Here is a 21,601-nt window from a genome sequence, read left to right on the forward strand (position 1 = left end):
TCATCACATTGTTTTCCTTGGGACTGCCTATTCAAGCTAACAAACTGCTAGAAACAGAAAAATAAGCAATCAAATGAACGAATTACAAGCAATTTTAGAAGGCTTTGAGTCAAGTCAAAAAAGTGGTGAAATCACTTTCCTTGCCACTGTAGTCAAAACTCAAGGTTCAACCTATCGCCGATCAGGTGCCAAAATGTTGATCACAAATACAGGTCGGATGATCGGCACAATCAGCGCTGGTTGCTTGGAGAACGACGTATTTGAGCATACTCAACAACGAATGTCAGACGGCAAACCAATTGTTGTTACTTACGATAACACCGCCTCTGAAGATATTCTTTGGGGCTTTGGTCTGGGGTGCAATGGGATAGTGCAAGTTCTGATCGAACGTCTTGAGAGAGAAAGTGCACCGAATGCGATCGCTTTTATACAAGAGTGCTTTGATAAAAAACATTTGGGTATTATTGCCACAGTTTTTGCCTTTGAAGGCGCAGTCAAGGTCAAACTAGGATCGCGCTTACTGCTGTATCCAAATGGTAAATTTATCACTGACATCAAAGATCCAAATTTAATTCAATCTCTGATTACAGATACTCAAGCAGCCTTGGCTAATCAAAAGTCAAGCGTAAACAACTATCAGTTACCTTTAGGCAGTGTAGAAGTTTTTATCGAAGTCATCCAACCACCCACGCCTTTAGTAATATTTGGTGCAGGTTATGACGCTGTACCCGTAGCCCAGTTTGCTCAAGCATTAGGTTGGCACGTTACTGTAGTAGATTGTCGAGCTAATGAAGCAACTAGAGCGCGATTTCCTATGCCTTGTGATGTCATTCTTAGTCGGCGAGAAATTGTACATAAACAGGTATTTATAGATGCCTACACAGTTACTGTCGTGATGACGCATAATTACCTTGACGACCTGGAAATTTTGAAAATGTTGCTGCCATCTTCTGCACGCTACATAGGGGTTTTAGGCCCAAAGCCGCGGACTGAAAGATTGCTTGAAGATTTACGTTCGCAAGGAATAGTTTATACTACTGAACAATTAAAAAGATTGTATGGCCCTATTGGGATTGACATCGGAGCAGATACACCTGAAGGAATAGCGATCGCCATTATTGCTGAAATTCAAGCAGTGCTAACAAACCGCAGTGGTAATTTTTTAAGAAATCGCAATCAACCAATTCACCAATCCTATGAAAACAACTCAAACTTGCTACTTACCACATAGTTTTTATCTGTTATGGTATTTAACACTGAGCAAATAGACAATGAAAAATCAACCATAGCTATTATGATTCTTGCTGCTGGTGCATCTACTCGTATGGGTACACCGAAACAACTATTGCTTTATCAAGGACGTAGTTTTTTGCAATACATTACAGAAATGGCGATCGCTTCAGTTTGTCAACCTGTAGTAGTAGTACTTGGAGCAAATGCAGAACAGATTCATCCTCAAATTAAGCAACTTCCCGTTACAGTAGTTAAGAACTCGGATTGGGCTTGTGGAATGAGTGCTTCAATCAAGAGCGGTATTGAATTGTTAAATAATCTTCCTCAAAAAATAGAAGCAGTAGTTATTACACTTTGTGACCAGCCATTTGTTTCTCACCAAATTATTAATCAACTTGTTGATGCATATTATTTGGCAAATAAACCAATCATTGCTTGTGAATATGCGGGTACATTAGGTGTTCCCGCTCTATTTAGTCAAAGATTTTTTTCAGAACTTGCTGCTTTGAAAGAAACTTCAGGAGCAAAAAAAGTTATTAATAATAACCTCAATGAAGTGTTTTCCATTCCGTTTCCACTAGGGGATATCGATATTGATACACCAAAGGATTATGAACAATTGCTATCAATTAGCACGCGGAACTAATTTATTGCACTGCTATGATATCCCTGGCTTGCCGCTAGTTGAAGAAGAATTCAGAACAAGAAAGCGGGGGATTCAAACCCGCCACTTTCTTACTCAGGAACTTCGTACTGTGCTTGAGTATCAAACTCCTAAATACTGATTAGACAGGCAGGGGGTTTATTGGGCGTTAATAGCTAAATAGAGCAAATTATACGCTTTAGCCTCAGCCAAGGAGGCAAATCCCTAACTTAGGCCAATCGTCTAAGAAGTTGCCGACTGTAATTTTTCTAGTCGTGCTAGCACTTCTGAACTATGAATGGTTGGGTTGACTTTGACAAAAGTCTCGCGCAAGACGCCCTGAGGATCGATGATAAAACTGTGGCGCATCGATAAGAAACCGAGCCACGAACCGTAAGCTTTACTCACTGAACCATCAGTGTCAGCCAATAGCGGGAATTTTAGTCCCTCTGAATCACAAAATTTGGCGTGAGAATCAATGTCATCAGCACTTACGCCAATAATCTGAGCGTTTTTTTCCAGGTATTGGGGTAAGTCTTGTTGAAAACGATGAGCCTCTATAGTACAACCAGAGGTGAAGTCTTTAGGATAAAAGTAGAGAACTAACCACTTACCGCGCAAGTCAAAGAGGGAAATTTTGCCATCACCTGTGTTAGTTGGCAAAGTAAACTCTGGTGCGGGTTGATTAATTGCAGGAAGTTTACCACCAAGAGCATCAGCAGCAGGGGTAAAATTCAGCCAGCTGATCACAGAAATACAGCTGGCAAATAATATGCTTAAAAAAGTGTGGCGGAAAATCATGGTGCAAACCAGAATCACAACTTTACACAAGTTTACAATTCTTGGTTACTATTAATCTCACTTTAAATGTGATTCGGGAGGAATATCTGTGCTTTCAATGTATTGACTATCTAGGAGAAAGGCCCCCTTGGCAAAGCGAATACCCCAATATCCACCGGGTCTGCGGTCAAGGACTATACCTTCTTCACCAATGTGAATTACATCGGGTGGGCGCAGCATCGGCATAGGTTCAGCAGTTTTGACGTAGGCTGGTAGTGCCACAACACGGACTTTACTACCAATTGCGAATTCTTTGGACATCTTAATCAAGCTAGGAGTTTTGAATTAACTCATAACTCATAACTAGCTTGAAAGTCTACTAAATGGGGCATTGGGGAGCCACTACGTTGGTTTTAGCGTTAGCGAGTAATCGAGCGTCCGTAGGAGCGTCGGCAGTCCAATCTTCTCCCTTGGCGCTAATTTGGGGTTTGAAAACAGTCCCTAGCCTCTCCCTTTGAGAGAAGGTGGGAATAAATAGGGAAAGGGAAAGGGGATAAAGTTTTCCCCTTTCCGCATCTTCTGCAAGAAGTCTATTAATTTTTGATTATGGAAAACAATGCCTGGACATCAGTGCTTCAGCAATATGATGAGTAAATCTAAAACCTGTTGCAGGCGAGGAGCAAGATTTGGATAAGCAGTGAGCGGTTGCATCATAATCTATCTTGGGATGAGATGGGCAGCACTGCCCACCCCAGACTTATTAAGTATTTTTTGAAAGATTGGAGATTATCCAGGATTGCTTTGTTAACGATTTTGACGGAATTGCTCTAGTTTTTGGCGCTGTTCCGGGGTGAAGACTGCTTGAATCTGTTGTTTCTCTGACTCCCGAATTTGTCGGATTTCGGTTCTCTGTATTTCACTCAGATTTAAGTCAGCAAAATCACCTTTTTTGCGACCGTGATGCTGACCTGGTTGCCGTTGACCTATTTGCCCCTGAGCCTTACGCGCTTGCCACTCAGCCCGACGTGCTTGTTTCGCCGCCTCTAATTTTGCTTTTTGTTCTGGGGTAAAAACTGCTTCAATTTTGGTGCGGCTATCGCGCTTAATTGCCTGAATTTGAGTTTTTTGGGCATCTGTTAGACCTAAGTCTTTCCAATGGCCCCTGTGTGGAGTTTGTGCAAGTAGCACGGGTGAAGGAGAGGCTGTTTGGGCGTGAACAGCAAAGGAGGTTGCAGTTAAAGTTAGGGCGATCGCTCCAGCAACTAGCGATAATGCTTTGAGTTTCATTACTTGTCTGGTGGTTTTTCCTGGTTGGATGTCACTATCATAAGAACTTATCTTTAGTAGTCACATGAGGAGAAAGTCACGGTTTTACCCATGACTTTAGTCATGATGGAATTTTGACAAATGTGACTGACAATAAATAGTTAGGAGTTAGGAGTAGAGATGCGATTAATCGCGTCTGTTATAAATAATGAAGATTTTGATTATGATTAATTTATAAATCTTTATTTAGCTTATTGCCTAACGTTTTTATACTCTGTACTTCCTCTTACTTCTTGACTCAGCGTTCAATTTGAGCGGCAGAATCAGCCGCTTAAATCTTCGGTAATCCTAACTCATAATTTTTAACTCATACCTCATAACTTATAACTGGAGCGAAGCGACTGATGAGTCGTCCAATTCAAATTAAGAAACATCCTTTTCCGTCTCTACTTTATCTTGAGTGGACACTACTAGCGATTACTGCATTGACGGCAGTTATACCACCTCCATTACGGCGGGCTCATTCTAAGCCTCCAGAACTATCAATTTGTGCTGTATTTCCAGACTTGTCAGTTTGTAGCATATTGCCAGAACTGTCAATTTATAGTCTGATTATTTTTGCATTAATGGGCTTAAGATTACCTACTAAAAACCATATAAATAAAATAATATACACAATAATTGAAATTGTATTTATCTTAACAACTGGACTTTTTGGTGAGAGATTTGCTCGCCTTTTTCCCTTTCTTTACATAATTTTAGTTACTCGCAGTTGTCTAATTTTTAAATTACCTGGGCGTTTATTCGTTACAACTTTATCATTTACCTTATTTTTAGTTACTACACAACTCAAATATCAGTTATTCAATTTTCAAACATCACCACAAGCACAAGAACGATATCGATTTCTGATTTTGAATTCGTCGCTGGTATTTGGCTTAAGTTTGGTTTTTGTATTGTTGATGATGAATGCAGTATTATCTGAACGGCACAGTCGAGAGAAGTTGGCCATTGCTAACGAAAAACTCGGTCAATATGCCATGAGGATTGAAAATCAAGCTACTTTAGAAGAACGTAACCGCATTGCTCGTGAAATTCATGATTCATTAGGTCACTCTCTGACTGCTTTAAATCTGCAATTAGAAACTGCTTTAAAACTGTGGCAATCTAATCCAGGTAAGGCTGAAACATTTTTAGCAACAGCAAAGGAATTAGGTTCCAAAGCGCTAAAAGATGTCCGTCAATCTGTTTCTACTATGCGTTCTAATCCCTTACAAGAGCAATCTTTAGAACGGGCGATCGCTAGTCTTTTAGAAAATTTTCATCGCTCAAATGGCATTTTACCAATTTATCAAATCAACATTGAATATTCTCTACCACCTGAAATCAATACCGCTATTTACCGGATTACTCAAGAATCATTGACTAATATATCTAAATATGCATATGCAACCGAGGTGAAACTGGAACTCATTACGACAAGAGGGAATTTACGATTGATAATTCAGGATAATGGTAAAGGTTTTGATTTAGGGCAAAATACTACTGGTTTTGGACTTCATAGTATGCGCGATCGCACTTTAGCACTTGGAGGGGAGTTTAATATTAATAGCGCTCTTGGTTGCGGTTGCAAAATTACAGTTAATATTCCATTAACAAGGTTTATATAATGATTAAAGTGTTGTTGGTAGATGACCAAAGTTTAATTCGTCAAGGATTAAAAGCTTTATTGGAACTAGAACCAGATTTAGAGATAGTGGGAGAAGCAGAAAACGGTGAACAGGCAATTAATTTGGTTGCTGAATTTCAACCAGATGTAGTATTACTAGATATCAGAATGCCAATTATGGATGGAGTTGCAGCCACGCGGGAAATTAAAAAACGTTTTGCCAAAACCAAGATTTTAGTATTGACGACTTTTGATGATAATGAATATGTGTCAGCAGCATTGCAAAATGGAGCAATGGGTTATTTATTAAAAGATACACCATCAGAAGAATTAGCTGTTGCTATTCGTGCCGTTCATAAAGGATATACTCAATTAGGCCCAGGTATAGTTAAAAAGCTGTTAACTCAGTTTTCTAATGGTACATCAACCCAGTCATCGGCTGTACCATCTAGTCTAGCTGAACTTACTCCTAGAGAAAAAGAGGTTTTGCGGTTAATTGCTACAGGCGCTAGTAACCGAGAAATTGCTCAGAAACTATACATTTCTGAGGGAACAGTAAAAAATCATGTGACGAATATTTTAAACAGGTTGAACTTGCGCGATCGCACTCAAGCTGCTATTTGGGCAAATACATATTTATCCTATTTGAATGAGCCAAGTTAAATAATTCGTAATTCTTCGTCGAGCTACTTATACAATGAAAAAATCATAACTTACCCATTGATAAAGTAAACAAAAAATGATTGAATAAATCAGGAAAAAGCAGGCGATCCTAGAAATTGCGAACTTACCATTGTTTGCGATCGCTCATCACTTTAAGCAGACTGATCGTTTAGCTTGAAGCTAAAACTGTATGATGGGCATCTACATAACACACTTGTAGTATATAAATTAGTCTTGATTACGTTTAATTGTTTTATGGAAGTAATTTTGGGTGATATCACAAAGTTAGAAGTTGATGCGATCGTCAATGCCGCAAATACTAGTCTGCTTGGAGGTGGTGGCGTAGATGGAGCGATACACAAAGCATCTGGATCAGACCTAGTTGATGAGTGTAGGTCACTTAGAGGATGTAAGATTGGGGATGCTAAACTAACCAAAGGATATCGCTTGCCTGCAAGCTTCATCATTCATACCGTAGGTCCAGTATGGCGAGGAGGTAATCACGGAGAACCCGAACTTCTAGCTCAGTGTTACTATAAATGTATGCAAATTGCCGCAGATAAAGAGTTTAATAGTTTGGCATTTTCCTGCATTAGTACTGGCATTTATAAATATCCTAAAACTTTAGCAGCTGAGGTGGCAGTGAAAATATGTGATGAACAGTTACAAAAGAATGGTCGTCCACAAAGAATAATTTTTTGCTGTTATGATCCAGAAAACTATGGAATATATACAAATATTTTAGGACTTACGCATTGACCGAAGTAAATGAATATTGGTTAGATAAATTACTTTAAACCGCACAGTCACTGAGTATAACACTTACTTGGGAAGGTTTTCCGACTTGATCAAAGTATCTGTGGCATAGAGAGAAATAACGAGATTTTTCGAGTTAGTTTGGAAGGACTATAGGACTCATATCTGATTTTTGAACAAGATTTCAGATAAAACCCTGATAAAATCGGCTTTTCAGTCTCAGTATATTTTCACAAATCAAATCGGAGTCCTATATTCCTAAAAATAAGTTGTTTGATAGCTTATTTAAATAATTCCAAACATTCGTGCTTTAAAACGCCTTTGGCGACTTTTATTTTCCTAAATGACTTAGCAATGACTTCTTCACAAGATATACTAATTTGTGATTGATTTAACAAAATTAAATCTTGAATTGAAGCACCATATACAATTTCTGATAAACCACTCCAAATACAAGCAGTTGCACACATCGGACAAGGTTCGCCAGTTGTATATATGCTATAACCTTCTAAAGAAGGATTTTTCAGTTTAGCTGTTAAACTGCGAATGACGTTAATTTCCGCATGGGCTGATGGATCTTTGTCTCTCCTCACGGTATTATGAGCTACTGCCATGACTTCCTTATCTTTAACAATCACTGCACCGTAAGGCGCATCACCTTCTTTTGCTTCTGCTAATGCTAAACGCATAAAATATTCTGGGTTCATATAAGCTGAGGTTAACATAAGGATAATGATTAATAATATCGTATTTCTAATGCTATAACTGGGAATTAAGATTAGTTAATGGTCGAATATGTTACTGAGCAGACAAGAAACAGAATTTTACTTAACAGACCTGGAAACACCATTAGGTAAAGCAATTAATTTAACACTTGCTGCGATGGTGCTACTATCATCAGGAATTTTTGTAGCAGAAACTTATAATATTCCTGATTACGTGCGGTTTCAGTTGAATGTAGCTGATACTGCGATCGTCATCATCTTCGCGGTAGAATATTCACTCCGCCTGTGGAGTGCAGAAAATAAAATTAAATATATTTTTAGCTTTTATTCGATAATTGACTTAATGGCGATTTTGCCATTCTTTCTAGGAATGGTGGATATTAGCTTTATCCGCCTACTACGATGGTTTCGGATTTTACGATTAATCAGATTTATAGATAGGAAATTTTTATTCGCCAGTATCAGCACTGAAGACGGGATGATTTTTGCGCGAATATTGTTTACATTATTTGCAATTGTTTTTATTTACTCTGGCTTAATTTATCAAGTCGAACATCCGGTTAATCCTCAAAATTATGGTACATTTTTGGATGCCTTTTATTTTTCTGTTGTCACAATGACAACTGTGGGATTTGGGGATGTTATTCCAATTTCTGAATTAGGTCGCTTGCTAACATTATTGATGATTTTTACAGGAATTGCGCTGATTCCTTGGCAAGTGGGGGATTTAATTAAGCGAGTGGTGAAAACTGCTAATCAGATAGAAACAGTTTGTTCAGGTTGTGGTTTGGCTTTCCATGATCTAGATGCTGGGTTTTGTAAAAGGTGCGGGACTAAGTTACTTAGTCGCAGGGTTGATTGAAAAGGTGCAATTAGAAGCTAATTGTGGATAGTTCACGCTAAAATAATCATTCTCCAGCAGCCGCTCAGGAAAGAGAATATAACCAATGCCTAACCTCAACCTGATCTCAGAATATAAAAGCTTTGGTGGCAAACTCGGCTTTTACAGTCATTCCTTCTCAACCTGCAACAGTGAAATGCGCTTTGCTGTTTATCAACCACCACAAGCAACTCAACAGCCAGTACCAGTTCTCTATTTCCTCTCTGGTTTAACTTGCACTGAAGAAAATTTTATGGGGAAGGCAGGGGCGCAACGCTACGCGGCTGAGAATGTATAGTTATATTATCCAAGAATTACCTGCTTTAATTACCGCAAATTTCCCCACCTAACCTGAGAAACAAGGCATTTTCGGTCATTCGATGGGGGGACACGGGGCGCTAGTCTGTGCGATGAGAAACCCAGAACTCTACAAATCAGTATCAGCGATCGCACTGATCACTGCACCTATGCGTTGTCCTTGGGGTCAAAAGGCTTTTAGTGGTTATCTTGGCAGCAATCAGGGAAGTTGGCGTGCTTATGATGCTAGTGAATTGGTCAAGCAAGTAGCATATCACAGTCTAATTCTTATTGATCAAGGGACTGCTGATAAATTTTTAGCTGAACAATTACTGCCAGAGGTGTTTGAGCAAGCTTGTGCAGATGTTAATCAGTCGCTAAATTTGCGTTACCCTGAAGGCTATGACCACAGTTATTATTTTATCGCCAGTTTTATTGAAGATCATATCCGCCATCATGCGATCGCATCAATACCCGCAGTATATAGAGAGGGGGGTTTTTTGCCCCTTTTTTGATACTGGTATCGCCTTCATACCGTCCTAGAAGCGATAAAATCAAAAATAAATTCATGCTGTGTTTATGGCAACCCAACTCAGTGAAGCCAAATCCCAAACTGAACTGGTAATCTCTTGGGAAGCTTTACCCAAGGATTTTCAACTAGAGGATGAACCAGTGGAAAATACGGGTCAACCACTTTTGGCTGGTGCTTTGCGTGAAAGCCTAGAAATCAGTGGATTCATCCAACCCCAGATGTTGATAGCTTCAAACTTTGGTCTTTGTGCGACTCTCAACGGGCAATTTATTGCCAAAGCACCTGACTGGGTTTATGTGCCCTCGGTTAATCAAGTTGTGGGCACTCGTAAAAGTTATACACCAAATTTAGAAGGAGATATCCCAGCGATCGCCATCGAATTTTTATCCGAGACTGAGGGTGGAGAATATTCGGTAAAGCGAACTTATCCACCAGGAAAATGGTTTTTCTACGAGCAAATTTTGCAGATTCCCATCTACATAATTTTTGAACCAGATAGCGGTTTATTAGAATATTATCAACTGGAAAATAGACGCTATGAGTTAAAGCTACCTGACGAAAATGGTCATCATTGGATTGATGTTATGGGCTTATTTTTGGGAACTTGGCAAGGAACAAAAGAAGCTCGTACTGGTTATTGGTTGCGCTGGTGGGATAAAGCTGGTAATTTGTTACCTTGGGCTGTGGAACAGATTGAACAAGAACGCCAACGCGCCGAACAAGAATGCCAACGCGCCGAACAAGAACGCCAGCAAAAAGAACGACTGATTGCTTATTTGCAATCTCAGGGTATTAATCCCAATAATTTGCCGCAGTTCGAGTAGAAACTAAAAACCGCGTTTGTTGAAATTAAGTATGAATTTGCTCTGCCTCTAATTTAGAACCTTTTTTGTAGGGGCAATTAATTAATTGCCCCTACAAAAATCATCCGATTTTGCAAAACAAACTTTGACTTTTGACTTATCCGTACTCCTACGTCCAAGCAAGCTACGCGTAGCGGACGCACCAGAAGGGGCTGACTTCCGCCTTGCGGTACTAGTTTACCAATCAAGCAGTCACAATATAAGGTGAGTCGATCGCCGCTACACGACCAGCGTCTACCAAGGCTTGATATACCATCACACTTACCTCAGCGCGTGTAGCATCGCGGGTAGGATTGAGTTGTTTGAGGTTCGGGTGATTGACGATAATCTCCTTTTGAGCAGCCTTAATTACTTCATCCTTAGCATAATCAGGAATCTTTGCTTGGTCATCGAAAGTTTTGATGGCGGTTGCACTATCAGCAGATAATCCCAATCCATTCACCAAGGAAACAATCACTTGCACGCGCTGGATATTTTTGTTGGGGCCGAAGGTATTGTCGGGAAAACCAGAGAGAAATAAACCTTGATATGCCTGCTGAATTACTTTCGATGCCCAGAAGTCTGCTGGTACATCTTTGAATTTGACCACGGGGCGGTTTGGCGATGGGTTGAAAGCTTTTACCAGTAATGCGGCGTATTGCGCCCGTGTCATCGTAGCATCGGGTTTAAATGTGCGATCGGGAAAACCATTAACTATCCCCAATTTGACTAATTCCCGAATAAACACACCTGCCCAATGATTCGCAATATCGGTTAATTCGATAGTAGGCGTAGGTGTTGGCGTAGGTGTAGGTGTCGGCGTGGGAGTGGGAGTCGGCGTGGGAGTGGGAGTTGGCGTGGGAGTCGGCGTGGGAGTGGGAGTCGGAGTTGGAGTTGGCGTGGGAGTCGGAGTGGGAGTCGGCGTGGGAGTGGGAGTGGGAGTCGGCGTGGGAGTGGGAGTGGGTGTCGGAACCGAACTATCTGCAAACTCTACATTTCCCTTGACTTTAGACGCATTTATTTTATTTCCCACAGAAACCAGCTTGTTGGAACTGGCATTTTGTAAATCAAATTTACCGTTATTTTGTAGAGTATTGCCGCCTGGATTATTGGTACTGCCGATATCGGGTAGGGCAGTTCCGATCACTGTGATCCCATCGTCAGTGTTATTTTCACAGACATTGTTACGCAATACAGGACGAGTACTGCCAGAGATGACTATTCCAGAACGGTTTTCGGAAATTTTGTTATCTCGAAGTAAGGGTGATGCAGTATCACTAATGGCAATGCCAAAACCTGTTTTGAAGAAGGTATTATCTTGAATTTGACCTTTGGAATTTTTAGCGATCGCAATCCCATTGGCTACATTCTCACTAAACACATTACCTAGAATAACTGGGTTAGCATCGCCTGTAGCAAAAACTCCCTCGCGCTTACAATTAGTGAAGGTGCTATTAACAACAGTAGGAGCAGTTGATTCAATCCAGACACCACTACCACGGCTAGCCAAATTTGTTACAGTCACTCCGCGTACTTCGGCTTTGTCGAGCAGTACAAATGTGACATTCTGAGCAGCAAAAGTACGGCTCAGATAGCTACCACTCCCTTCAATCAAAATGCCATTGCCTTTATTGGTTTCATTACCCACCACTGTTACACCAGATGGAACCGTTAGCGGAAAGGCTTCACCGCTAGCAGCATTATAATTCCCATCTGTTAGTTGAATTTTAGTCTTATCTGTAGCTACCTTGAGGGCTTGGGTAATAGTTTTGAACGGGGCTTGTTGGCTACCAAGGTTGGTATCTCTACCTGATACTGGATTTACATAAAAAGTCTGAGCCATATTTATACTTCCAAAAAATACATAGCTATCTTAGCGCTAACCATAAAAGTAGGTAGCGGTTGATGCATTAAGTAACTTAAAGGACTTTTCACTGCAAGGTTAAAAATTATGCAAATGCTTTTGGGGTTTACTAGTACTCGACTAACCCAAAATTGCTGAGTGAGGGTGGGGTGAAGAGTAGCCTTGGCAAGGTGACATGATCTCGGTCATCTAACAAAATCGCATTGCTCCCAAATAATTGAAGATGGTGGAGAATATGTTATTGCTTCTGCAATGCACCACAAACCGGATAAATAATTTTGGATTTTAGATTTTAGATTTTTCCTTCAATCCAAAATTAAAAATCTAAAATTGAATAAATCCTAAATTCTGCTGTATTTTAATTATTTAAATTTTTTAACTCATATCATACAACTTATACGCTACTCAACCGCTTATGCAAACATGATTTCTAACACTAGGAGGTCATACTCAAAATAATTAGCAAATTACACACAACCAAGTGAAATGAATGGCTGACATTATTGATACTGCCGTTACTGCTAATTCTTTTAGCACCCTAGTTGATGCAATCAAGGCTGCCAATTTGATAGATACTCTCAAAGATGTTGACTCGTTTATCGTCTCTGCATCCACAGAGCAAGCTTTTGCAAAGCTTCCACCAGATACTGTAGAGACATTGCTTAAGAATATTAATAAGCTCCAGGAACTCCTGACGTATCACAGAGTTTCCGGCAAAGTGATGCCAATAAAGCCGATTGAAGGTTTAAATTTGAAAATTCACCCTTTCAATTGTATCAATGTAGAGTATGGGTTACAGCCTCAACACCCGATGCTGATGATAACGGTGTCATCTACATCATTGTTGATTCCTCAGTTAAAAAACGTATAGATAGCGAATAACGTCTGTAGGCTAGAAACTATTTATAGTCACTACCTTACGACTGTCTAGATATATTTTAAGTAACTCAATTTTCATTAAATATCAGACCTCTCTCGTTTTAGGAGAGAGGCTTTGACTTCCCTTTACTGAAACTGTAACAGGGGCTGGAAAGTTAGGTCTATTTTATGTTTTTTAAGGTTGTTTCACTTAGTCAATACTGGGAGCAATGCAAAAAAGTGAGATCGGGATTTAATTCTCAATTACACCTCTTATTGTCAATAAACTATGTTAATTCCTCAAATCGGGTTGTGTTGCCAAAATGGTCTTGACTACGTTTTGTGTCGTAGTTAATCAACTCATTCGGTAAATCAAACAACACCAAGTTAAGGTGCAGAAATCAGGTAGTTCTCTCCAGTATTCTAGGTACTATATATGGACATATTTGCCGCTCTCAACCACCACCTTTCTGGCTCCCTAGTATTCCACAAAGATTTGGGCTTGCTATTAATTATCGAAATATATTCTTATAGCTTCAACCAGGTGAGGGTAAGGATGAAATGCGGGAGAGAAGTTAATATACAGCTTAAGTTTCTGAGCGAGATTGGTATTGAGCCGAGATAAGAACGAAAACGGAAATCGGGGCTGAAAAGACTTGATTTTTCGTTTTAAGTAGGACAAGACTAGGGAGCATCCCAATGCAAGCAAATTTATAAAAATCGTTATTTGTCATTGCGAATGAAGGGTTCGCGGAGCGTCTCCAAGAGTTGCAAAATGAAGCAATTCGCTTTATCTGTACTTTGCGATTGCTTTGCTTGACTACGTTCCGCTCGCAATGACAAATTATGTTTTTACACATTTGGGATGCTCCCAGTTTTGATAAACTTCTAGTTTTGATAAACTTCTAATTGCTTAGTCACCCATTTGTTAAGGTCTTCAATTGCACCAACTGTAGAACCAAGTAGGGCTTGAAGTATCCAGTACAGCGAAACTAGCTAAAGGTAGATCGAGGAATAACCTAATTATTGATTTCCAATAACCCAGGCGGTGGCGTAATTTCAATGCGATTAGATTTCAAGTCTACTACTGGTGTGATCGCTTGTACAAATGGAATCAAAATAGTCTTTTGCTTTTTGTCATTTGTCCTTTGTCCTTTGTCAATCACAAAGGATTCATGCAACTTCACTTCTAACAAATCATTGCCGGCGGGGATGATATCTACCACCGTACCAACGAGTTCGCCAGATGCTTGCATGAAAACTTCCAAGCCAATCAAATCGAGGACATGATATTCATCTTCGCCTAATTGGGGGCGATCGCTTGCTGGCACCATTAACTTACAACCGCGTAACGCCTCCGCCTGATCGCAATTTTCCACACCAGCTAATTTGATCACATACAAGTTTTTATTACTGATATAACGTCCTGTCAATAATTCGATTGGCTGCGGTTCTGTTTCACCGGAACACAACAACCAACGTTTTCCCGGCACCTCAAATCTTTCAGGAAAGTCAGATACAGGATAAACTCGTAATTCCCCAGATAATCCTTGAGGGGCAACAATCTTACCAATTTCTAGCCAATCATCTAATTTGTCATTAGTCATTTGTCATTAGTCATTTGTCATTGGGCATGGGTATTGGTTCATCTCCCTCATCTTCCACCCTGCGGAAAGCTAAAGCTACATCTTTCCAGTCTTTTTCTTCTCTACGAGACGCTGCGCGTAGCTTGCTTCTTTGTAGGAGTACAATTTTGAATTTTGTTAGCGCAGCGTTAGCGAGTCCGCGAGCGTCATTTTGAATTTTGAATTGATTTCTCCCTACTTCCCTTAATCAGGCAGTCACAGCCGCACCCTTATAAACTTCCTCAGCCACTTTTGCTAAACGTTGCATAGCAGTGGTTATCTCTTCATCTGTACCTGTAAGGCTGATGCGGAAACATTGGTGCTTGTGTGCCCACTCTTCCTCTAAACCAGGGAAGAAGCTACTTCCTGGGACAATAATTACACCTACTTGCTTGAAGCGTTGGTAAAATTCCCAGTCACTAATGGGTAAATCTTGTAACCACAACCAAGCAAAAATTGCCCCTTCACCGCGATGGAGAAACCAAGGTAAATTCTTGGGCATTGCTTGTTCTAAGCTAGTTTCTAAAACGGTAAACTTATTTTGGTAAAATGGACGGATTACAGTGTGAGAAATTTCCACTAAAGCACCAGAATTGATTGCAAAAGCTGCGATCGCTTGACCGTAACGTGAAGAATGGAGACTTATATTTGCCTGAAAACACTCCAGCAGTTCAATCCACTTTTCATCCCCAATGGCAATACCAATCCTTTCTCCTGGTAATCCGGCTTTCGATAAACTCATGCAGTGGAGGATGTTATTACCAAACACTGGTGTCATTTCAGTAAAGTTTAATGCTGGGAAGGGAGGCGCATAAGCCGAGTCAATTAACACGGGTAGATTATAAGGCGCAGCCAGGGCGGCAATCTTTTTCACCTCATCATCGCTGAAGACGTTACCAGTGGGATTACAGGGGCGAGAGAAGAGGACACAACCCGTGTTTTCTGTAATCGACAGTTGGCTGAAGTCGGGGCGATATTTAAATCGGTGGGCAGCTGCATCAATATCAAGAGTCGGTTTGTGAGCGATTAGGGCTTTTGGAACTAAGCAGATACCACCGTAACCTGTGTAGTCAGGACAGAGGGGCAAAACAATTTGTTTTAACTCGCCGCTGGGAGTATAGCCACCGAATGTATTCGCAGCGTAGAAGTAGAGGGTTTGACTACCGGGGGTGATCAGGATATTGCGATCGCTTAAGTTTAACCCGTAGCGTTTGTTAAAATCATTAGCGATCGCTTCAACAAATGGTGCATAGCCCTGACTTGAGCCGTAGCGACAAACTACCTCACCATATTCTGGGCTAGCTAAAAGCTGTGCAGTACAATCCCGCCATAACTGCTCTACCTCTGGCAAAATCAACGGATTACCAGCACTCAAATTAATAAACTGCTGCTCTGTACCCGCTCGTAATGTTTCGATAATATCCTTCATGATTGCTCTTACGCCAGTCAGGTTGGACATTTGAGCGCCAATTTGAGTTAGGGCAGGGTTCATAAGCTGTGACAAAATGTATTAATTGAGAGGTGGACAAATTATTTTGGGGTTGCTGCTGAGATCAAGTTTACATCGTTGCCAAAACAGCTGTTGCCGCCTTTAACCAATTTAGCTAGAGAATGATATTTTCACAAAGTGATATTTATCGTTATAGCGGCGATCATGCTTAGTAAATACGATGAAGTGATACAAAAGTTTATCATACGCTCAATATGTTTAAGTGAAATAATCCCCGTGCTTCATCATTGGAGAGAACGTCAAAAAACTATCAGGAGGACTGACGTTGGAAGTTAAAGCAGCAGTAGCTTACAGCGCAGGTAAGCCGTTGACGATTGAAACCGTTCAACTATCAAGACCACAAGCCGGCGAAGTCTTAGTTGAGGTTAAAGCTAGCGGGGTTTGTCATACCGACGCCTTTACCCTATCTGGTGACGATCCCGAAGGTTTGTTTCCAGCAATCTGCTTATTGCCCCCAGCAAGAACTGCCTTATCCCAAGGATAATTATTTACGCCGATTTACTTATGCACAGACTTTCAGATTTCATCGACTGCGATTTTGCTATCAGCGACTCATCTTGTAGCTATTGGTACGAAGGGCGTTGTCCTGAAAGTGGCGATCGCCTAAGATTACCCCGCACCTCAATGTCGGAAGCGATCGCCCACGGACTAATGCAACATCTTGCCAACAATGACTGTTATTCTTCTGAAGGCAAGATGTATGGGATACTATTGGTTGAATTTTCTAATGGCGAACAACGGGTACTCAAAGCCTTTTCCGGTCTTTTGAATGGTTGCAGTGTGGTTGAGGGTTGGGTGCCGCCAATTCCAGGAAGAGAGGAAGTTGCTTTAGAGGAAGCCCGCACTCTGGCACAGTTGGACGCGATTAAACAAGAAATTATTACCTTGAAGCAACTAACTGAACGCCAGCACTATGAAACCCTGTTTGATGAGTTTGAGCAGCAGTTGCAAACAATGAGCGATCGCCATCGCCATTGCAAACATCAACGACAAGAAAAACGTCAGCAAATTTGCAATACACTCACTCCAAAAGCACTCACTATTGCCCTTGAACAACTCGACGAAGAGAGTCGTCAGCAGAAAATTGAGCGACGACAACTTAAACGCCAGCAAAATGCGGTATTACAGCCCCTCCAGCAGTTAATTGCAGCGACGGATGTGCGAATTAGCGAACTCAAACAACAGCGTAAAGCACTGTCCTGTCAACTCCAAGCTCAGATGCACGCTAGCTACAGCCTGACCAATTTTTCCGGGCGATCGCGATCATTGCAGCAATTGATGTCAGGAGGCTTCCCCACTGGCACAGGAGACTGTTGTGCCCCCAAGCTGCTACATTATGCGGCAACACATAATCTCAAACCACTGGCAATGGCGGAATTTTGGTGGGGTGCGTCTTCAGTAAATCAGAATAAAATCCAGGGAGAATTTTATGGAGCATGTGCCGAGCGATGTCAGCCATTGATGGGGTTTTTGCTCTCAGGGTTAAGACGTATTTCCATCCCTAATAAAGATTTTCATACAACAACCCCATTCTTATTAAGTACATTAACACATTTGCATAGATCCAATGTGTTTGACTCCAATGAAAAACGTTGTAATTTTCCAGCCTTCTCCCCTATCAAGGCAGAGATCCCGATTATTTATCAAGACGAATGGCTGATTGCTGTAAACAAGCCTGCTGGGTTACTTTCGGTGCCTGGTCGTTATCGCGATCGCCAAGATAGTGTTTTGAGTCGCTTACGTCATTTGTTAGCTGATGGCATGGCGCTTGCATCTGTGCATCGCCTAGATCAGGAAACTTCTGGGATTCTGTTGTTGGCACGCGATCGCCAAACCCATCGGCAACTCAGCCAGCAGTTTCAGCAACGGCAAGTTCATAAGGTTTATGAAGCGATACTTTCCGGTGCTGTAACAGTTGAGCAAGGTGTGATTGACTTGCCATTGTGGGGAGATCCGGAAAATCGCCCTGAGCAAAAAGTTGATTGGCAGCATGGTAAACCCAGCTTGACACACTTCCAGGTAATGGCGAGACAAGGAGACTACACCCGCGTAGAATTTACGCCGCTAACAGGACGCACTCATCAGTTGAGGGTTCATGCAGCTGATGTGCGAGGACTTGGGGTAGCTATTTTAGGCGATCAGCTTTACGGATGCTGTGCAGTTACCAGGCGCTTACATTTGCACGCTAGGGAACTTCGCTTCAAGCATCCGCAGTTAGAAAAAACCTTGCATTTACAAGCAAATACGCCCTTTTGATAATATTAAAATAAGAACAACTGCTCTAGTATATAGCACAATACGCTTGAGTTAAAGCCAAAAACCTTAACCTACTTAGGTTGGGGAACCACTGTGTTGAACGGGTTTCCCGGCTTGTCCCTTGCGCGTCTCCCCTTCTCACATTGGGAGAGGCTAGCGCCTGCCGTAGGATGCCCAAAGGGCTGTAGGGAGAAGCAAGTGGCGTTTGAGGGGCGTAGACGCCCGGAGGGCGGCTTCTCGTTCGCGTAGCGTCTCCGACAGGAGAAGAGTAACCCAACATTTTTTGGGACTTTGTTGGGTTTCACTACGTACCCCTACTAGACAAGCAAGCTACAACCCAAGCGTATTGGTATATAGCAATACTTTCGCCAACAAAGCCGAGTTAGTCTAGCTTTTGCCAAAATAGCCCAACACAAGAGTGTCAATACAAAGTAAGGCAAAACGTAAAACCCCAGTCAAAATGGACACAACACTATAAATTCCTTCGACACTCAAGTGGACTTTTTATGTAGAAATATTTAGACTAAATCGCTTGACTTTAGTATTGTCGTAAAGTCTATATGTAATTACTCTTAGGTTTTGCGAAATCTAGGTCTGAGCATTGGTACCAATAGCTTGTTAGTTTTCATACTTAGTAGCATAGACAGGCTAAAAATCCAAATATGGGATTTGTGATTTTCAGCATGTCTTAGTCAATCTTGAATAAGGCTGAAAAACGTAATGCGAAGACTTAAACTTCTGAGTGTTTTGTTGATAGTAGGTTTATCACTTAGCCTTTCAGTGTTCATTTCTTTTGTTTTCCCACACAAAGTTTTTGGTCAGTTTCGTACCAACATTCCCAATGATGCCACGTTACTTGCACAGCGACGAGCCGAAGTTAGTTCAGGCTTCGTGGTTGCACCTCCGAATAAACCTCTTCGTCCAGCAGAGCGTCTCCGTCGCGATACCTATGGCGACGTGGGACTTGCTCCCCTGAGGACGGCGCCCCAGTTAGATCGATTGCTTTATCCTTCTGTTTCGCAATCAGCTCGCCAGAAACTGGTAGAAGGGTCGTGGTTTTTTACCAACCCAGAGACCGTTAAGGAAGGCGCAGGGGCGATGGCTAACCAAACCCGATGCGCGGGCTGTCACTTGAATAACCTTGAGTCGGTTCCCGATGCGGGGCTGGTCACGGGTATCTCTAACGTCACTCGAGCTGGACGGTCAACCCCCACCAACTTCAGTTTTACGTCGGGTGATACCAAGAATGGTGGTAGATCGGCTGGTGTTCGCTTAGATCCAGTCGATCCAAACGGTTATGTTTACTCGAATATCGTTAGTAAGGCCGACCCAGCCTTGGATGCGATCAATAATACCGGGCGAACCGCAGCCTTTACGATTTTCGGGGACTTTTCACCGTCGGTTGAAGCGGTCGATCCGACCAAATCTTACGATCAGCTAGATGGTACTAAAAATCCCATCACAGGTAATGCACAGAATTTTGGTGGTTTTGTGCAGCATACACGCCCTCCGATTGCTGAACTTAAAGCTTTTGATCGCAGTATAGATTGCAAACCAGATGCAATCCCAAGCATCGCCCAAGACCGAAACCTTGGCACAATTAATCCAACTACGGGCCTGAGTTCAAGTGGATTTAGACGTGGTGTCGGTGAACGCGCTGGCCCCCCCTATATCGGTCGTGGGCTGATGGAGGCTGTTCCAAACCAGGACATTACAAACGCTCCTGATCCCTCTGACACTCGAGGCGGCAAATCGTCTTTGAAAACTGCTGTATTCCAGTGCAACGGTGATTGTGTCACAGGTAAGGTGAATATGATTCCTGCCAATGCGCCACCTAACCAACCCAACGCCCTAGTCTCTGGGGTAGGGCGTTTTGGCTTACGTGCCAATGGCGCGGAGATACTACAGTTTATCATTGGGGGCTTGCAAGGTGAGCTTGGCATTACAAGCTTGGCTAACAATAATGAGATCAAAATTGCTGATCCCAAGATTGCTCCCTACAATAAGAACTGCAAAAATCCAATAGATGATCCGGAGTTTCACCTTAGCACCCCATTCAGTGAGCGCAATTTCTTGCGCCTGACGGCTCCCCCAGAATTTGGCTCCAACCTCTTGGCGGTGCTAAATTCCAAAAATCCCTCTCAACCTCGTTCTGACTACAGTCGTGCAGCCAGTGTTCAACGGGGAGCGCAGCTTTTTGGTATTGATCTCACTGCCTTTGCCAACCGGATGATCCCCGGTCGTATGCCTAGCAGGGGCGATGGTCGTGATCCCAATGCCATTAACCAGAGCGATCGCATGGTGAGTTGTGTAAGCTGCCATACTCCAGTTCAAAGAACTGGTCGATCGCCTGCTGCTGGTGATCCATCCTTGGGTACTGATGCAGCAGCGGTTGTAGACATTCTTAGTTACCGTTGGGCACCAATTTTCTCGGATCTGATTCTGCATAAAGGCCCCATTATTGATGCTGAACGGTTTGCACCAACTCCACGTGATCCAATCCTTGTGAGCCGAACCACGGTTGTTCGTAGTAACCGATTGAACTTCAAAACGTATGATCTGCCTCGTAACCTAACTGATGATATCTTCTCAAACCAGAAAGCAACTGCTAAGGGTGAAGAGTTCCGTACACCGCCTCTGATGGGGATTGGTAAGGTTGGTCCTCCATTCTTGCATGATGGTAGCGTCTACTTGAGTACCCTCACCCGTGACACAACGCCTGCGGGTACTGTGTTTACCAATAGGGAAGTGACCAATGCACCATTGGTTGTTCGTTCGGTAGACGATGCGCTTCGGGCAGCGATTGAGCTACATGACCTGCCTGCACCCGATGACTATAAGACCTCTAAGCTGCCGGGTGGAGGATGCCCTGTTCCTCCGGGTGGCAAAGTCTTCAATAAAATCGGCAATGTTATCAACTATGGCTCATCGCCTAAGGATGTCATTTGCCCACCTTATAACAGTGCTATTTCAAAAACTCATCGAAGTGAAGCACGCGAAGTTATCGGTCGTTTCCGTTATCTGACACCTTATGATCAACAAGCGATAATTGATTTCTTGAAGGAGCTATAGTCGCTCTCCAATATCTCTAATATCGATTGTTTGTGAATTTTACTACGGGGACGTTCTTAAGAACGTCCTTTTTTTGATGCAGGTAATCTTGCAATCGGGGTGATCATGCCATATTCGCGTTGCTCCCTCT

Annotated in this window: 16 protein-coding genes and 3 pseudogenes; 12 read left to right on the forward strand and 7 right to left on the reverse strand. The window is 42.1% G+C overall.

Translation table 11 applies throughout. The features are described from left to right. The first annotated feature begins 73 nt into the window (after window positions 1–73). Window positions 74–1,231: an XdhC family protein gene (locus tag V7L29_RS19300; protein ID WP_334736516.1), complete on the forward strand. Its 1,158-nt coding sequence runs from the start codon at window positions 74–76 to the stop codon at window positions 1,229–1,231. Between the two features lie 12 nt (window positions 1,232–1,243). Beyond that, the gene (locus V7L29_RS19305) at window positions 1,244–1,879 is read left to right on the forward strand and encodes a nucleotidyltransferase family protein (RefSeq protein WP_334693091.1); all 636 of its coding nucleotides are present in this window, start codon (window positions 1,244–1,246) and stop codon (window positions 1,877–1,879) included. Between the two features lie 240 nt (window positions 1,880–2,119). On the opposite strand, the gene V7L29_RS19310 is transcribed toward V7L29_RS19305, so the two are convergent. From V7L29_RS19310 to V7L29_RS19320, 3 genes are all read right to left on the reverse strand, one after another. Further along, window positions 2,120–2,677, reverse strand: a complete 558-nt coding sequence (locus V7L29_RS19310; protein ID WP_334736517.1) for a peroxiredoxin — start codon at window positions 2,675–2,677, stop codon at window positions 2,120–2,122. Between the two features lie 57 nt (window positions 2,678–2,734). Continuing rightward, window positions 2,735–2,977 carry a regulatory protein SipA gene (sipA, locus tag V7L29_RS19315; protein ID WP_334693089.1) on the reverse strand — a complete coding sequence of 81 codons (243 nt, stop codon included), beginning with the start codon at window positions 2,975–2,977 and terminating at the stop codon, window positions 2,735–2,737. Between the two features lie 483 nt (window positions 2,978–3,460). After that, the gene (locus tag V7L29_RS19320) at window positions 3,461–3,943 is read right to left on the reverse strand and encodes a Spy/CpxP family protein refolding chaperone (RefSeq protein WP_334736518.1); all 483 of its coding nucleotides are present in this window, start codon (window positions 3,941–3,943) and stop codon (window positions 3,461–3,463) included. Window positions 3,944–4,326: 383 nt separating this feature from the next. Between V7L29_RS19320 and V7L29_RS19325 the strand changes: the two genes are divergently transcribed. The 3 genes from V7L29_RS19325 (at window position 4,327) to V7L29_RS19335 (ending at window position 7,013) form a co-directional block, all read left to right on the forward strand. After that, window positions 4,327–5,592 carry a sensor histidine kinase gene (locus tag V7L29_RS19325; RefSeq protein WP_334693087.1) on the forward strand — a complete coding sequence of 422 codons (1,266 nt, stop codon included), beginning with the start codon at window positions 4,327–4,329 and terminating at the stop codon, window positions 5,590–5,592. Next, complete coding sequence (locus V7L29_RS19330) at window positions 5,592–6,254, forward strand: response regulator transcription factor (RefSeq protein ID WP_334693086.1); 663 nt, start codon at window positions 5,592–5,594, stop codon at window positions 6,252–6,254. Before V7L29_RS19325 ends, V7L29_RS19330 begins: the two co-directional genes overlap by 1 nt. A 267-nt stretch (window positions 6,255–6,521) precedes the next feature. Beyond that, complete coding sequence (locus V7L29_RS19335; protein ID WP_334736519.1) at window positions 6,522–7,013, forward strand: O-acetyl-ADP-ribose deacetylase; 492 nt, start codon at window positions 6,522–6,524, stop codon at window positions 7,011–7,013. Between the two features lie 278 nt (window positions 7,014–7,291). On the opposite strand, the gene V7L29_RS19340 is transcribed toward V7L29_RS19335, so the two are convergent. After that, window positions 7,292–7,717 (reverse strand): nucleoside deaminase, encoded by a 426-nt coding sequence (locus V7L29_RS19340; protein WP_334691843.1) that lies wholly within the window; start codon window positions 7,715–7,717, stop codon window positions 7,292–7,294. Window positions 7,718–7,805: 88 nt separating this feature from the next. Between V7L29_RS19340 and V7L29_RS19345 the strand changes: the two genes are divergently transcribed. The 3 genes and pseudogenes from V7L29_RS19345 (at window position 7,806) to V7L29_RS19355 (ending at window position 10,268) form a co-directional block, all read left to right on the forward strand. Then, window positions 7,806–8,597, forward strand: coding sequence for an ion transporter (locus V7L29_RS19345; protein WP_334691842.1), 792 nt, complete (start codon window positions 7,806–7,808; stop codon window positions 8,595–8,597). 85 nt (window positions 8,598–8,682) lie between these two features. Next, window positions 8,683–9,427 (forward strand): annotated as a pseudogene (locus tag V7L29_RS19350) (alpha/beta hydrolase-fold protein). Window positions 9,428–9,491: 64 nt separating this feature from the next. Continuing rightward, a complete protein-coding gene (locus V7L29_RS19355; RefSeq protein ID WP_334736520.1) occupies window positions 9,492–10,268 on the forward strand; it encodes a Uma2 family endonuclease in 777 nt (258 codons plus the stop codon). 223 nt (window positions 10,269–10,491) lie between these two features. Here V7L29_RS19355 and V7L29_RS19360 read toward each other — a convergent pair whose 3' ends face one another. Next, a complete protein-coding gene (locus V7L29_RS19360; RefSeq protein ID WP_334736521.1) occupies window positions 10,492–12,129 on the reverse strand; it encodes a DUF1565 domain-containing protein in 1,638 nt (545 codons plus the stop codon). A 511-nt stretch (window positions 12,130–12,640) separates the two neighbouring features. Between V7L29_RS19360 and V7L29_RS19365 the strand changes: the two are divergent. After that, a pseudogene (locus tag V7L29_RS19365) lies at window positions 12,641–13,032 on the forward strand (fasciclin domain-containing protein). A 995-nt stretch (window positions 13,033–14,027) separates the two neighbouring features. Here the strand turns inward: V7L29_RS19365 and rimM are convergent. Beyond that, a complete protein-coding gene (rimM, locus tag V7L29_RS19370; protein ID WP_334736523.1) occupies window positions 14,028–14,615 on the reverse strand; it encodes a ribosome maturation factor RimM in 588 nt (195 codons plus the stop codon). 226 nt (window positions 14,616–14,841) lie between these two features. Further along, complete coding sequence (locus V7L29_RS19375; protein WP_334736524.1) at window positions 14,842–16,125, reverse strand: valine--pyruvate transaminase; 1,284 nt, start codon at window positions 16,123–16,125, stop codon at window positions 14,842–14,844. Window positions 16,126–16,408: 283 nt separating this feature from the next. On the opposite strand from V7L29_RS19375, the pseudogene V7L29_RS19380 reads away from it, so the two are divergent. The 3 genes and pseudogenes from V7L29_RS19380 to V7L29_RS19390 all read left to right on the forward strand — a co-directional run. Continuing rightward, window positions 16,409–16,585, forward strand: a pseudogene (locus V7L29_RS19380) (S-(hydroxymethyl)glutathione dehydrogenase); the annotation flags it as partial. Window positions 16,586–16,647: 62 nt separating this feature from the next. Next, the gene (locus tag V7L29_RS19385; protein WP_334736525.1) at window positions 16,648–18,399 is read left to right on the forward strand and encodes an RluA family pseudouridine synthase; all 1,752 of its coding nucleotides are present in this window, start codon (window positions 16,648–16,650) and stop codon (window positions 18,397–18,399) included. Between the two features lie 720 nt (window positions 18,400–19,119). Next, complete coding sequence (locus V7L29_RS19390; protein WP_334736526.1) at window positions 19,120–21,471, forward strand: di-heme oxidoredictase family protein; 2,352 nt, start codon at window positions 19,120–19,122, stop codon at window positions 21,469–21,471. Window positions 21,472–21,601: the final 130 nt, after the last annotated feature.

Origin of the sequence: Nostoc sp., from assembly GCF_036916575.1 — a bacterium.
Classification (GTDB): domain Bacteria; phylum Cyanobacteriota; class Cyanobacteriia; order Cyanobacteriales; family Nostocaceae; genus Nostoc.